Raw genomic sequence first — 13,180 nt, 5'->3', positions numbered from 1 at the left:
TATTATTTCTTCTACCATAAGGTTTGCAGCCTTCCTACTAAGTTACTTACCGGCCGCTTCTGCCAGTATGGTATCTCCCTGCTTCTGGGCATTGGCAAGTGCGTCTTCCGCACTGATTTCACCTGCTACATATTTTTGCAGCTGTGGTATCAGCGCAAGGCCTTCCAAGTCAGAATAGCCGGGCACCTTGGAACGTATTCCCGCATAGCTCATAGTATCAGAGAATACCTTAAGTACATCGTCATCCATAAAGTAAGGATCCTTGGCAGCATCTATATTAGCAGGCAGATTTCCGCTGATCTTGGCAAATTCCACACCGTTTTCCGGCTTGGTAGTCCACCACTTAATAAAGTCCCATGCTGCATCTGCATGCTTTGCTTTATTGGGAACAATCAGACCAAAACCACCCATCATAGCCGATTTAGCGCCTGTGGGACCTTCCGGCTGACCGATTACGCCAAAATTAACACCTGCTTCTTTATAGCTTTGCAGTGTCCAGGGACCGTTAAAGGTCATAGCAACCTTACCGGCCTTAAAGCCGTCCCCGCCAAATCCATCTTCAAAACCAAGGTCATACACCTTATCTTCATTCAATAATTGATTCCAGTATTTTAATACAGCAAGACCTGCATCGGAATTAAAGGCTGCCTTTGCGGTCGCAGAAGAATCATCAATCATCTTGCCTCCTGCCTGCTGGATCCAGTTGTTAAAAAGTCCTACATCCTTTAAGGAGAAACCAGCCTGCACCAGTTTTCCATTTTCTCTCTTGGTTAATTTAACAGCAGCATCCCGTAAGGTGTCCCAAGTTGTAATAGATGCCGGGTCAATGCCTGCTGCACTGAACATATCCTTGTTGTAAAATATAACTCTGGTATCCACTGTTAAAGGAATTCCATAAAGCTTTCCGTCATAGGTCAGCTCATCCGTAGCAGGACTGTAGAATTTGCTCATATCAATGCTGTCTTTCTTTACATAGTCATCGAGCTGGGTAAAAGCGCCTTTCGGTGCATATACACTGGTATTAAAACGGTCCCACAATACCACATCGGGTGCTTCGTTACTTACGATTGCAGTTAAAAGCTTCTCTTCCATGCTGTCTTGTACCGCATAGGTGATATGATATTTGGACTGTGATTTGTTATAGGCATCCAGCTGCTTATCCAATTGTCCTACCTGATCGCCTCCCCAGGAACCCCACATTGTAATTTCTACTGTTTTACCATCCGTGCTGTTATCTCCGGATGATGTATCCTGAACATTCTTCTTGTCCGAAGAACCGCAGCCGGATAACATACCTGCCACCATCCCCATAGTAAGAAGCAAGGCAGCGGCTTTTCTTAAGTTGCTTTTTGCATTCTTTTTCATATATCTTCCTCCTTTTTAATAAATATAAAAATTATTTGCTGCCGGTAAAAGCAATTCCCTGTATATAATACTTTTGCGCAAATACAAAGAGCAGCAAGGTTGGCAAGGTGGCAATAACGGTTCCCGCCATAAGCGGACCGTAGCTGGTATTATACTGGTACTGGAAAGTTGACAGACCCACCTGAATGGTCATCATTTCCTTGGAGTTCAGTACAATCATCGGCCACATAAAGGCATTCCATCCGGATTGGAATGTCATAATGCCAAGTGTCATAGCTGCCGGCTTTATCAGCGGCAAATAAATTTTCCAGAATATTTTAAATTCGCTGCATCCGTCAACTCTTGCAGCTTCCGCCAGGTCATCCGGCAGCGTTTCAAAAAACTGCTTCATAAAGAATACGGCAAAGGCACCTACTGCACCGGGCAATATAATTGCCGCATAATTATTGATAAATCCTCTGCCGCCCTGTCCGAAAATATTATTTCCTCCAACCAGCGGAAAATACTTCAATACCAGAAACTGCGGTATCATCGTAACAATTCCCGGAATCATCATGGAAGAAAGGAGAATTGCAAAGGAGAGCTTTCTTCCGCTAAACTTTAACTTTGCATAGGAATAACCGGCAAGAGCTCCTAAAAATACATTGGTAACAACGCCGCTTACCGCCAGTACCATGGAATTGATAAAATACCGTAAGAACGGAATCGTATCAAAAACATCCTTATAGTTATTCATAGAAAAATTCTTTGACAGCAGGGAAAGAGAATTTGAAAATATCTCTTTTTCCGGCTTTAAGGAGGTCGCCACCATCCATAAAAGCGGATAAACCGTTACCAATGCAATGAGACAGGCTCCCGCATACCATGATATATCACCAAATGTTTTCTTTGTCCGCATATCTATCCTCCTATATTTCAGCCTTATTTATCTTCTGGTTGATTATTGTCATTGTAACGATTATCAGGAATAAGACCAGAGATATGGCAGAAGCATATCCCATATTCAGATTGTTAAAGCCGTTGTTGTATATATAGTATACCAGGGTAATAGTAGCATTTCCCGGTCCGCCCTTTGTCAGTACGAAGGCCTGGTCAAATACCTGAAAGGTGCCGATTATCAGCATGGTTGATACCAGAAAGGTCGTTTTTGTAAGAGAAGGCATTGTAATATAACGAAATCTCTGCAGTCTTCCCGCTCCCTCTACTTTAGCCGCCTCATAGTAGGTTCCCGGTATTCCCTTAAGCCCCGACAGGAAAATCATCATGTTCCCGCCAAATCCGGCCCATAAGCTCATCATAACAATGGATAGCATCGCCAGCTTGGAATCATAAAGCCAGGCAGGTCCGTCTATTCCGAAAATTCCAAGAATTCCGTTAAGAAGACCGAGCTGGGGATTTAAAATCCAAAACCACAGTGTGGCTGTGGCAACCGATGAAGAAAGGACCGGCAAATAAAACAAAGTACGGAACAAGCCCACCATTCTTCTTTCCGAATTCAGGAACAAGGCTGTACCAAGAGATAACAGCAAGCCCAGGGGTACATAAAGAACCGTATAATAACAGGTATTTCTTAGGGCTATCCAGAAAAATTCATCATGGATCATTTTCTTAAAATTATGTAGTCCGGAAAATTTCGGAGCATTGATGATATCATAATCTGTAAAGCTCAAGCCGATAGCCATTGCCATGGGAAGGAGTGTAAATATAAGAAACAGTAATACCGGCGGCGCTACGAATAACCTTCCTATGAGATTTTGTTTTCTCATTATCCTATTTTTATCTTTCAATTGTATGTCCCCCTTCATTCTTTGTTACATTTTCTTTCAATCTTCTTTTTCCGCCATCTTGTTATATTTGATATATCATATAACAAAATACTTCGCCGTCATTTTATCCTTTTCTCCGTATAATACGGATGTCTTATTGTATATTATGACATGTATATTCCATAAGGATTATTTCCTTTCAGCTATTATACACATATATTAGCATCTAAAAGTTCCATTGTCAATATATAAATAATATTTATTATATTATTTATATCATTTATATCATTGTTTCTATTTTCATATGCTAAACACAGCTATCCGGGTAGTGCCGCTCTTATTCAGTCCAATAAAAACAGGTAAACCAATAGCTGCGCTAAGCAGCTGCTGATTTACCTAAAATAGTTTGTATAAATTTACTGTTTTTATTCGTGACCGGACAGTTACTTCCTTTATTCATTTGCTTCTATCAAAGCGTATGGAACAAGCAAGGTCTTAATGCTCTTATCACCTTTGATTTTAGCATCCAGCAGCTCCACACTTTTCACACCGACTGCGTCTTCGTCCTGCCGTATATGTGTGAACTTGAATTCATTCATAATATTGCTGACCTCATCAAAACATACAACCGGTCTCTCTTTTTCCAGCCCAAGCTTACATAAGGCGCGGTAAACGATTCTTGCAAGTTCATACTCTACAACGAAAAATGCATTTGTTTCCTTATGTTCCTTTACAAAATCAGAAATTCTCTCAATATCCTTTTTTAAGTTCTCTTCTGTTCTGTGTTTTGGAAGAGTAGCCCTTAAATCAGTCATCCACATTGATTCATTGGTTATAAGTCCCCGTTCCATGCAGCATTCCACAAATCCGCTCTGCCGTTCTGCTATTGTCGGTGTGTCAATGGCATCCGGGGAGACAAAGCAGATATTGCGGTATCCCCTGTCAAGCAGATACCCTGTCAGTTCCTTGGAAGCAGCAGCATTGTCCGTCCCTACAAAGGATACCGGTATCCCCTTTAATCTTCTGTCAATTGCCACTACCGGGAAATCCTCCACTACAAGCTTTAATACCTTGGAATTATAATTTTCATCGTGGACGCACATAATAATTATCCCTTCCACTCCTAAAGCTATCATTTCATCAATGGCTTTGGATTCCTCCTCTAATTTTCCAAAGGAACAGCGGAGTACATAATTAACCCCTCTTTTCTCACACTCATTCTCAATTCCCAGCAAAATCTGACAACCGAAACTGGCACCGAATCCATCCATGATAACGCCGATTAATCTTCCTCTTCTGGGTATATTCTTCGAACCTGCCATTTCTTCTTCCTTTGGTACCGTAACAAAAGACCCCTTGCCCGGTAAACGTCTTATGTAGCCCTGTTCGGAGAGCTTTTCCAACGCTGCTTTACTTGTAATCCTGCTTACATGATACTTCTCTGCCAGTTCCTTCTCGGATGGTATTCTATCCCCTTTTAAATACTCTCCTTTTCGGATAGCATCATATATCTCATTATAAATTTCTTCATACAACGGTCTTTGTTTCATGCCAGCCTCCATGTGGCGCGCTTTGGCGCACACTCCAATCAAATGCGGATTTTGATTATTAATGATATATCATTTATTACATTCTAGCATGCTGCGCTTGACTTGTCAATTCATCCCCTTATCAATCTTAGGGCAATTCCATAAAGAATATTTTGAAGAATCGAGTTACAAATCTAAAAAATACAAAACAAATGACTTGACATATTTCATATAAAAGTCTAATATGAAGTAAACTATCAGTTTACTTTTATGCACTTAAGTGAAAGGCGATGAAATGGGCACTATTGAAAGAAAAGCAAAAGAAAAAGAAATCCGAAAAGATGATATTATTCAGGCTGCCGAACATGTCTTCTTTACCAAGGGCTATAGTGCTTCCACAATGGATGATGTGGCAAAGGAAGCCCAGTTCAGCAAAAGAACGCTGTATATGTATTTTAGCAGCAAGGAACAGATATATTTTGAGATTATGACAAGGGGCTACCGTCTTTTTCTCGCTATGCTGGTTTCAGAAAATGCTGACAGCGGCAGCAAGAATCCACTGGAAGGTTTAAAGGCTCTGTTTTACAAGTTCTACTCCTTTAGCAAAGAGTATCCCCACCATTTCCAGGCCATAATGGAATACCAGAACAGGGAGATTGATTTTTCCAGTACCATTACCTCAAAGTCCAAAGAGGAATGCTACCAATTGGGCGAGGAAGTACTTAAGCACTTAATTAAACTTTTAAGAGAAGGAATATCAGATGGAACATTTCTCTCTGTCCTTAATCCTGAAAAAACAGCTCTGATATTATGGTCCTGCACCCTTGGGATATTTAATACTGCTGATAAGAAGGAAAATTATTTAAAGAACTATTATAACCTCACAGGCGAAGAGCTGATAAATGGCTCCTATTCCCTTATCCTTGGTTCCATACTAAATAAGAACAACTGATGATTTGACAGTAGAAAAGAGGTATTTATGAAGAAAGGAAAGAAGAAATTAATGATTATCATTTCATCCCCCATTATCCTGCTTGTGGCTGTATTAATTACCCTCTTTGCAATCAGCGGCATCTTTATGCCTTCCGACTATTTAAAACCTTGGAGTAATGCCTACCAGAACCGCTTTGAAGACCCGAGGCTTAAACTCTCTGCCTGTGGCCTGTTGGCTGCAAACGGACATAATATGCAGCCTTGGAAGATCAGGCTGGATAAGAAGGATTCTTCTGTTTTCTACCTGTATGCAGACAGCTCCCGCGTCACGAAAGAGGTGGACCCGCTTGCAAGGCAGATGATGATAAGTCAGGGAACCTTTTTGGAATATGTAAAAATTACCGGAGATGAACTTGGCACCCCTGTTACCATAAGTCTTTTCCCAGAGGGTACCTATGACGAAGACCATTTATATGAAAGCATGGATGCGTACCCGGTAGCAAAAATTACACTAAGTAAGGCAGCTCCCGTAAAAACCATGCTGTATGATGCTATTTTTCTGCCCGATACCAACAGAGGAGATTATCAGAATAAAGTTCTGCCCTTAGAAGATATGAGTTCTTTAGAAGATACAAAGGATTTTGACGGTATAACAGCAAATATCCGCAGTAATAAATCAGAACTTGCCGTTTTAGGCGATTTTGCCGTAAAGGCTGCCCAAATTGAAGCCAATACCAGCCGGGTTATGACGGAAACCGAAGTCATATTCCGTTCCAACGAATACCAGAAAAATAAGTACCGCTACGGCTTTTCCGTGGAGGGCCAGGGAACTTCCGGGTTTATGAAGCATATCCTGCAAGGTATCGTAACTATATTCCCTTCTATGAACAGCGGTAAGGCTCAAAAAGATACTTTTATCTCCTCCACAAAAAAATCCGTTGCCAATACTCCTTCTTATCTTTTGCTGATTTCAAAAGATAACAGCCGTTTCAGTCAGGTAGAAAGCGGCATGGCCTACAGTTACTGTATTCTGAAAGCTCACAGTATGGGACTTGTGATGCAGCCTTTAAGTCAGGTTCTGGAAGAATATGATGAAATGAAAGAGGTATATGCAGATATACAGAAACAGTACGGAGAAGGCGGAACCATACAGATGCTTATGAGGCTCGGATATCCCACGTCAGATGCCCCACGAAGTATGAGGCAGGATGTGACCAGTCTTTTGATGAAGTAAACCTAACACCAAATCAATTTAACGACCAGGAGTGCCATCAGAATCCATGCTGTTACTCTTCATTGCAAGCACTATTGCCGGAATGACTGCCTTAAGATTTTTAGATCTTTCCTTTAGATTCATAACATAACCTCCTAATAAAAGATTAAAAGAAAAGAGCCTTTTAATGATTAAAAGGCTCTTTTTTGTATTCTCTTTATAGATTAAGCGACCTTGGACTTTGCAAGCTCTGTTAAAGCTGTGAAGCCGGCAGGATCGTTAATAGCCATGTCAGATAACATCTTTCTGTTAATCTCTATGCCGGCAACCTTTAAGCCGTGCATTAATTTGCTGTAAGAAATTCCATTCATTCTTGCAGCTGCATTGATTCTGGCGATCCATAACTGTCTGAACTGTCTCTTTCTCTGCTTTCTTCCTGCAAATGAAGAGGTTAATGCTCTCATTACGGATTGTTTTGCTACTCTATATTGTTTTGATCTGGCTCCTCTGTAACCTTTTGCCAGTTTTAATACTCTCTTATGTTTTTTCTTAGCATTTAAGCCGCCTTTAATTCTAGCCATGTTCTATTTCCCTCCTTCGCACCCAATCTTATAGATAAGGCATAATCTTCTTCATATTTTTAACTTTAGTCGCACCCGTTATAGTTGCTTTTCTAAGATTTCTTTTTCTCTTTGTGCTCTTCTTTGTTAAGATATGGCTCTTGTATGCCTTCATTCTCTTTAATTTTCCTGTACCTGTCTTTTTAAAGCGCTTTGCTGCTGATCTACTGGTTTTAATCTTAGGCATGATATTTCCTCCTTCATTATGTTACAATAAGTTCCCTAATGGTTGTCCTATTGTTTTATTTTATTATTATGACACCTGCAAAATCCATCATGACCTTGTTTTAGTATTAAGAAACACAGGCTAACGGATGTTAGCCCATCCTCCTGCATCACGGAAATTTACCAAGTGTAATTAACGTTTCTCAGCAAGGAACATTATCATATTCCTGCCTTCTAACTTTGCCGGTTTTTCAACGATTGCAATGTCTTCAAGCTTTGAAAAGAAACTATCCAAAATCTGTTTACTGGAAGACATATGTGCCATCTCTCTGCCGCGGAAACGAAGGGCAACCTTTACCTTATCACCTTTTGTCAGGAATTTTCTGGCCTGACCTGCCTTGGTATTTAAGTCATTGTCATCAATGTTGGGTGATAAGCGGATTTCCTTTACTTCAGTTACTTTCTGTTTCTTCTTCGCTTCTTTTTCTTTTCTTGCCAGCTCATACTTGTATTTACCATAATCGATAATCTTACATACAGGTGGCTTTGCGGTAGGAGCAATCTTTACCAAATCCAGATTTGCTTCCTTGGCTAACTTCATGGCATCTTTGACAGGCATGATTCCTAATTGCTCGCCTTCTTCTCCGATTAAACGGATTTCCTTGTCTCTGATCTGCTCGTTAATCATTAATTCACTAATAGTACTGCACCTCCATAGGTTTGTTTATATAATAAGTTAGTGTAATCCGGCTCCGCCGGACACATGGGCATATAAAAAATGGATAGCAAAGACTATCCACCGTATTATTCGTCATATGAAGCCAAGCTGACTTAAGGAAAACTCCTCATTACCCGACTGTCATTCTCTGCAAACTAATGCAGTTCCGAAATATAAACCCAAGTCACGAACCGGTGCTAAGGTGAGAGTGGATACTCTGCTTTATTGTATCGTCGAATTACCATAAAGATAATTCACAAGCTTTATTAGTGTAACATAGTTCTTCTGCTATGTCAATATATTATTTCATAGTTTGCTCTATTTTCTATTATATATTTTATTTCAATAAACATAATCTACAATTTTAAATTTATTTATACATAATCTTATATCTTGACACTGTAAAGATTCTATATTATAATCTTTACAGTGTCAAGTTTATCAGAAAGGAGATATACACAGTTGAGCGAAAAACCTTATCATCATGGCAATCTGCGGACCGAACTTATCGAAGCCGGTATTGAAATCATTAATAATGAAGGTTTAAACAGCTTTTCCTTACGAAAGGTTGCAGCAAAATGCAATGTAAGCCACACTGCCCCTTACAGCCACTTCAAAGATATTGATGCCCTTGTTAATGCCATGGGCGAATATGTAACAGGACAGTTTATGAATAAACTGCAGGCCTCTATTGCCGAAAAGGAGGACGGCACCGAGGCTGTCTCATCACTTGGCCTGGCTTATATTGAATTTTTCATAGAAAATCCGCAGTATTTTCAATTTCTCTTTTACCATTCCGGATTAACCATTAATCTTGACAAGAAGAATCCGGATGATTATCCTCCCTTTGCTTTGTTTCGGACGACCGCTTATAAAATGTTTGAGAAAAATGGCTCGCCAAAAGAAGCCTATCCCGAGGGGCTTGCTTCTCTCTGGTCTGTGGTTCATGGTATTGTTGCTTTACTCACCAATAGCAGCATCCATTATTCCGGAGACTGGCAGCAGGTTTTTATAAATATCATTAAATAGAAGGAGGTTATTATGAGAATACTAATTCATGATTTGAGTCCGCAGGAATTTACAGCACTGGGCCTGACGGTGGATTCAGACACAACTGTTATCTCCGATAACGGAACTATTAAAAATTGTATTGGATGCTTCGGGTGCTGGATTAAAACGCCTGGGATGTGCGTGATAAAAGACGATTACAGAAATATGGGGCAATTATTATCCAAATGCGATGAACTTATTATTATCAGCAGCTGCCTTTATGGAAGCTACAGCCCCTTTGTGCGGAATGTGCTTGACAGAAGTATTTCTTTTCTGCTTCCCTATTTTATGCATAAGAATGGAGAAACCCACCATAAAAACCGCTACAATAACCACTTTACCCTGTCAGTGCATTTTTATGGCAATGACATAACCGAAGCGGAGCGGGAAACTGCAAAGGAATTGGTGGCAGCTAACAGTATTAATTTTCATTGCCATGAAAATAGAGTTTATTTTTATCATAATCTGCAGTCGGTAAAGGAGGAATTACATTGAAAATCGCTATAATAGACGGAAGTCCAAAATCAAAGGACAGTGCTTCGTCATTCTTTATCAAAAAACTTGAGCCAATGATAAGTTCCGAAAATGAGATCTCACATTACAATATCAGCAAGAAACCTCTTGTCAGCGAACAATACCAGGAACTATGCCGTATGGATGCGCTTATTTTTGCATTTCCGCTATATATTGACGCTATCCCCTCCCACTTATTCAGAATGCTTGCCACTCTTGAAGAATATATAAAGAAGGAATGCCAAAAGACTATTTATGTATATGCCATCATTAATAACGGATTTTACGAAGGAAAACAAAACCATATCGCTATTAAAATCCTGCAGAATTGGTGTATGCGCACTGGTCTGCAATTCGGGCAGGCAATCGGGCAGGGTGCCGGTGAAATGATGCATTTTGTTGAGAAGGTTCCTCTCGGACACGGTCCCCTAAAGAATCTGGGGGAAAACCTAAACCATCTGGCAGATACTATTAATTCACACAATACCGGTGCAACCATAGTATTCAGCCCCAACTTTCCAAGATTTGCGTGGAAATTTAATGCTGTTCATTTTTTCTGGAATCAGTCAGCTAAAAAGAATGGATTACGAAAAAAAGACATCTTAAGAAGGCTTTAGTTAATACAGGGAAGTCTTATGCAAAACATCCATACCCTATATGGCTGCTTTGTATAAGACTTCCCCTTTGGTTAATTTCTATATTATTAATCTCTTCCGAATTCAGACAGCCTAAGCTCCTTGTTACGGTCAAGCACAGTCTGGATACTCCAGTTGTGTATAAAAAGAAGCAGCGGATTTCCTTTTAAGTCCTTTACTTTCTTGGTATCAGCGGTAACATTTAGCTTGCTGGCATCCAATCCCTTGTTCTCAATCCAGCGGATATACTCATAGCCAAGAGGCTCTAAGCGGATTTCCACACCATATTCTGATTCCAGGCGGAACTTCAATACATCAAACTGAAGTACGCCAACCACACCGACAATGATTTCTTCCATTCCGGTATTATACTCCTGGAATATCTGGATAGCACCTTCCTGGGCTATCTGGGTAACGCCTTTTAGGAACTGCTTTCTCTTCATGGTGTCTACCTGCCTTACCTTGGCAAAATGTTCCGGTGAAAAGGTAGGTATCCCTTCGTACTCAAACTTTTTATCGGATAAGCACAGGGTATCCCCGATTGAGAAAATACCCGGGTCAAACACACCGATAATATCTCCTGCATAAGCTTCTTCGATAATCTTTCTCTCCTGGGCCATTAATTGCTGTGGCTGGGAAAGTCTGATTTTTTTGCCTCCCTGTACGTGATTTACTTCCATGCCGGCTTCAAATTTACCGGAGCAGATTCTCATAAAGGCAATCCTGTCTCTGTGGGCTTTGTTCATATTGGCCTGAATTTTAAACACAAAGGCAGAAAATCCATTTTCTGCGGGGTCAACGTAACCTTCGGAGGATTTTCTGGAAAGGGGAGGCGTGGTCATATTTAAGAAATGCTCTAAAAAGGTTTTTACGCCGAAATTGGTGAGGGCAGAACCAAAGAAAACCGGTGTTAATCTTCCCTGCCTTACCTCATCTAAATCAAATTCGCTTCCGGCACCCTCTAAAAGCTCTATTTCTTCGTTTAAGATGCCGTGGTTTTCTTTTCCGATAAGGGAATCCAGACTTTCATCTCCTAAATTCACCTCTATGGTATCTACTTCCTTTTGTCCGCTGTTTGCGGCAAAAAAGCGCAGAATGTGCTTTGACTCCCTGTCATATACTCCCTTAAAGTTCTTACCGGAGCCAATAGGCCAATTGACAGGACAGGTCTTAATTCCCAGAACTGTCTCAATATCATCCAATAATTCAAAGGTATCCTTCGCTTCCCGGTCCATCTTATTAATGAACGTAAAGATGGGAATTCCTCTCATAACACAGACCTTAAACAGTTTCTTGGTCTGGTTTTCCACACCCTTAGAAGCATCAATTACCATGACAGCAGAATCTGCCGCCATCAAAGTACGGTAAGTATCCTCTGAGAAGTCCTGATGTCCCGGGGTATCCAGTATATTAATACAATAATCACCGTAATTAAACTGCATAACAGACGAGGTTACGGAAATACCACGCTGTTTTTCTATTTCCATCCAATCGGACACGGCATGCCTGTCAGTTTTCTTTCCCTTTACAGATCCGGCAAGATTGATGGCGCCTCCATAAAGCAGAAGCTTTTCCGTCAATGTGGTTTTACCGGCATCGGGATGGGATATGATAGCAAAGGTCCGTCTTTTATTTATTTCCTTGGTATAGTCTTCCAAAACAATTCCTCCAGCTTTCTAGGGTTAAGGCAGCTTTCCCGCGGAAAACGCCTCAAAACTACTTAATCATATAATACATTTCCATTCCTTGTCAAGGTCATTATAAATATAATATTTACCATTGATAAGCACTTTTTAGGAAATCAATCTCTTCCCTGTGCCCGGGAAGGTCCGTAGGAGTTTCTAAAATAAATACCAGGTCCTTTAATTTCGGATGATTTATGATGCCTTTTGTGGCTTCTGCTCCCATACTCCCCATGCCGATTCTTGCATGCCTGTCCTTATGGTCGCCTCTGCCATCCATGCTGTCGTTAAGATGAAAGGCCTTTAGTTTCTGAATTCCTATTACCCGGTCAAATTCCTCCACTACTTTATCAAGCTCTTCTGCCACATCATAGCCGGCATTCCACATATGGCAGGCATCCATGCAGACTCCGACCTTATCCTGTAAGCGTACACGCTTGAGCACTTCCTGTATCTCTTCAAAGCGCCTTCCCATCTCGCTTCCCTTTCCCGCCATGGTTTCTAAGAGAACTGTCGTATGCATGTCCTTAGACATCACCTGATTCAGCATATCAGCAATCTGCTTTATTGCCTCTTCTTCCTCCTGTCCTAAACGGCTTCCCGGATGGAAATTATAGAAACTCCCCGGAAAATATTCCATCCGCTCAAGGTCTTCTGCAAACATCCGGGCAGACAGCTCTCTAAGATGACTATTGGAAGAGCAGGCATTCAGGGTATAGGGTGCATGGGCCATGATTGTCGTAAAATTGTTCTTTTCCATCAGCTCTTTGAATTTGGACATATCTATATAATCCGGGACCTTTGCTTTCGCTCCTCTTGGATTACGTGCAAAAAACTGCAGGGTATTAGCCCCTATCAAAAGGGCATCTTTACCCATTCTTTCATAACCTTTTGCTACTGATAAATGTGTTCCTATTTTTAACATTTTCTTATCCGCTTTCTACATTTGCTTATAGTCTTGATGTATACGAGGTTTCTTCCAAATGAATTT

At 40.7% G+C, this 13,180-nt stretch carries 14 protein-coding genes; 5 read left to right on the top strand and 9 right to left on the bottom strand.

Annotation, left to right across the window (positions count from 1 at the left end):
- Positions 1-42: 42 nt before the first annotated feature.
- The 4 genes from BUF11_RS10410 to BUF11_RS10395 all read right to left on the bottom strand — a co-directional run bounded on the left by BUF11_RS10410 (position 43) and on the right by BUF11_RS10395 (position 4,681).
- On the bottom strand, positions 43-1,365 hold the full coding sequence (locus BUF11_RS10410) for an ABC transporter substrate-binding protein (RefSeq protein WP_073588766.1): 1,323 nt from the start codon (positions 1,363-1,365) through the stop codon (positions 43-45).
- 31 nt (positions 1,366-1,396) lie between these two features.
- On the bottom strand, positions 1,397-2,263 hold the full coding sequence (locus BUF11_RS10405) for a carbohydrate ABC transporter permease (RefSeq protein ID WP_073588765.1): 867 nt from the start codon (positions 2,261-2,263) through the stop codon (positions 1,397-1,399).
- Between the two features lie 10 nt (positions 2,264-2,273).
- Complete coding sequence (locus BUF11_RS10400) at positions 2,274-3,152, bottom strand: carbohydrate ABC transporter permease (protein ID WP_242952356.1); 879 nt, start codon at positions 3,150-3,152, stop codon at positions 2,274-2,276.
- 431 nt (positions 3,153-3,583) lie between these two features.
- The gene (locus BUF11_RS10395; protein ID WP_073588763.1) at positions 3,584-4,681 is read right to left on the bottom strand and encodes a GntR family transcriptional regulator; all 1,098 of its coding nucleotides are present in this window, start codon (positions 4,679-4,681) and stop codon (positions 3,584-3,586) included.
- A gap of 274 nt (positions 4,682-4,955) precedes the next feature.
- Between BUF11_RS10395 and BUF11_RS10390 the strand changes: the two genes are divergently transcribed.
- Both BUF11_RS10390 and BUF11_RS10385 read left to right on the top strand, forming a co-directional pair.
- Positions 4,956-5,612, top strand: coding sequence for a TetR/AcrR family transcriptional regulator (locus BUF11_RS10390; RefSeq protein WP_073588762.1), 657 nt, complete (start codon positions 4,956-4,958; stop codon positions 5,610-5,612).
- 27 nt (positions 5,613-5,639) lie between these two features.
- Entirely contained in the window at positions 5,640-6,827 is a 1,188-nt protein-coding gene (locus tag BUF11_RS10385) for an Acg family FMN-binding oxidoreductase (RefSeq protein WP_073588761.1), read from the top strand.
- A 203-nt stretch (positions 6,828-7,030) separates the two neighbouring features.
- Here BUF11_RS10385 and rplT read toward each other — a convergent pair whose 3' ends face one another.
- The 3 genes from rplT to infC form a co-directional block, all read right to left on the bottom strand.
- Positions 7,031-7,387, bottom strand: a complete 357-nt coding sequence (rplT, locus tag BUF11_RS10380; RefSeq protein WP_073588760.1) for a 50S ribosomal protein L20 — start codon at positions 7,385-7,387, stop codon at positions 7,031-7,033.
- A gap of 28 nt (positions 7,388-7,415) precedes the next feature.
- Positions 7,416-7,613 carry a 50S ribosomal protein L35 gene (rpmI, locus tag BUF11_RS10375; RefSeq protein WP_073588759.1) on the bottom strand — a complete coding sequence of 66 codons (198 nt, stop codon included), beginning with the start codon at positions 7,611-7,613 and terminating at the stop codon, positions 7,416-7,418.
- Positions 7,614-7,784: 171 nt separating this feature from the next.
- Complete coding sequence (gene infC, locus BUF11_RS10370; RefSeq protein WP_073588758.1) at positions 7,785-8,279, bottom strand: translation initiation factor IF-3; 495 nt, start codon at positions 8,277-8,279, stop codon at positions 7,785-7,787.
- Positions 8,280-8,771: 492 nt separating this feature from the next.
- On the opposite strand from infC, the gene BUF11_RS10365 reads away from it, so the two are divergent.
- The 3 genes from BUF11_RS10365 to BUF11_RS10355 are packed head-to-tail and all read left to right on the top strand — an operon-like array spanning position 8,772 to position 10,489.
- Positions 8,772-9,338: a TetR/AcrR family transcriptional regulator gene (locus BUF11_RS10365; RefSeq protein WP_073588757.1), complete on the top strand. Its 567-nt coding sequence runs from the start codon at positions 8,772-8,774 to the stop codon at positions 9,336-9,338.
- Between the two features lie 12 nt (positions 9,339-9,350).
- A complete protein-coding gene (locus BUF11_RS10360; protein ID WP_073588756.1) occupies positions 9,351-9,854 on the top strand; it encodes a flavodoxin family protein in 504 nt (167 codons plus the stop codon).
- Positions 9,851-10,489 (top strand): NADPH-dependent FMN reductase family protein, encoded by a 639-nt coding sequence (locus tag BUF11_RS10355; protein ID WP_073588755.1) that lies wholly within the window; start codon positions 9,851-9,853, stop codon positions 10,487-10,489. Before BUF11_RS10360 ends, BUF11_RS10355 begins: the two co-directional genes overlap by 4 nt.
- 86 nt (positions 10,490-10,575) lie before the next feature.
- Here BUF11_RS10355 and BUF11_RS10350 read toward each other — a convergent pair whose 3' ends face one another.
- Positions 10,576-12,165: a peptide chain release factor 3 gene (locus BUF11_RS10350; protein WP_073588754.1), complete on the bottom strand. Its 1,590-nt coding sequence runs from the start codon at positions 12,163-12,165 to the stop codon at positions 10,576-10,578.
- Between the two features lie 115 nt (positions 12,166-12,280).
- Complete coding sequence (locus tag BUF11_RS10345; RefSeq protein ID WP_073588753.1) at positions 12,281-13,114, bottom strand: deoxyribonuclease IV; 834 nt, start codon at positions 13,112-13,114, stop codon at positions 12,281-12,283.
- Positions 13,115-13,180: the final 66 nt, after the last annotated feature.

Source organism: Anaerocolumna xylanovorans DSM 12503 (assembly GCF_900143645.1).
In the GTDB taxonomy this organism is placed as follows: Bacteria; Bacillota; Clostridia; order Lachnospirales; family Lachnospiraceae; genus Anaerocolumna; species Anaerocolumna xylanovorans.
This window is presented reverse-complemented; position numbering and strand designations above follow the sequence as displayed.

Excerpts from the sequence above, each read along its gene's own strand:
- BUF11_RS10405 (WP_073588765.1), bottom strand. The coding sequence starts at position 2,263 with ATGCGGACAAAGAAAACATTTGGTGATATATCATGGTATGCGGGAGCC.
- BUF11_RS10360 (WP_073588756.1), top strand. The coding sequence starts at position 9,351 with ATGAGAATACTAATTCATGATTTGAGTCCGCAGGAATTTACAGCACTG.
- rpmI (WP_073588759.1), bottom strand. The coding sequence starts at position 7,613 with ATGCCTAAGATTAAAACCAGTAGATCAGCAGCAAAGCGCTTTAAAAAG.
- BUF11_RS10395 (WP_073588763.1), bottom strand. The coding sequence starts at position 4,681 with ATGAAACAAAGACCGTTGTATGAAGAAATTTATAATGAGATATATGAT.
- BUF11_RS10345 (WP_073588753.1), bottom strand. The coding sequence starts at position 13,114 with ATGTTAAAAATAGGAACACATTTATCAGTAGCAAAAGGTTATGAAAGA.
- BUF11_RS10385 (WP_073588761.1), top strand. The coding sequence starts at position 5,640 with ATGAAGAAAGGAAAGAAGAAATTAATGATTATCATTTCATCCCCCATT.
- rplT (WP_073588760.1), bottom strand. The coding sequence starts at position 7,387 with ATGGCTAGAATTAAAGGCGGCTTAAATGCTAAGAAAAAACATAAGAGA.
- infC (WP_073588758.1), bottom strand. The coding sequence starts at position 8,279 with ATGATTAACGAGCAGATCAGAGACAAGGAAATCCGTTTAATCGGAGAA.
- BUF11_RS10390 (WP_073588762.1), top strand. The coding sequence starts at position 4,956 with ATGGGCACTATTGAAAGAAAAGCAAAAGAAAAAGAAATCCGAAAAGAT.
- BUF11_RS10410 (WP_073588766.1), bottom strand. The coding sequence starts at position 1,365 with ATGAAAAAGAATGCAAAAAGCAACTTAAGAAAAGCCGCTGCCTTGCTT.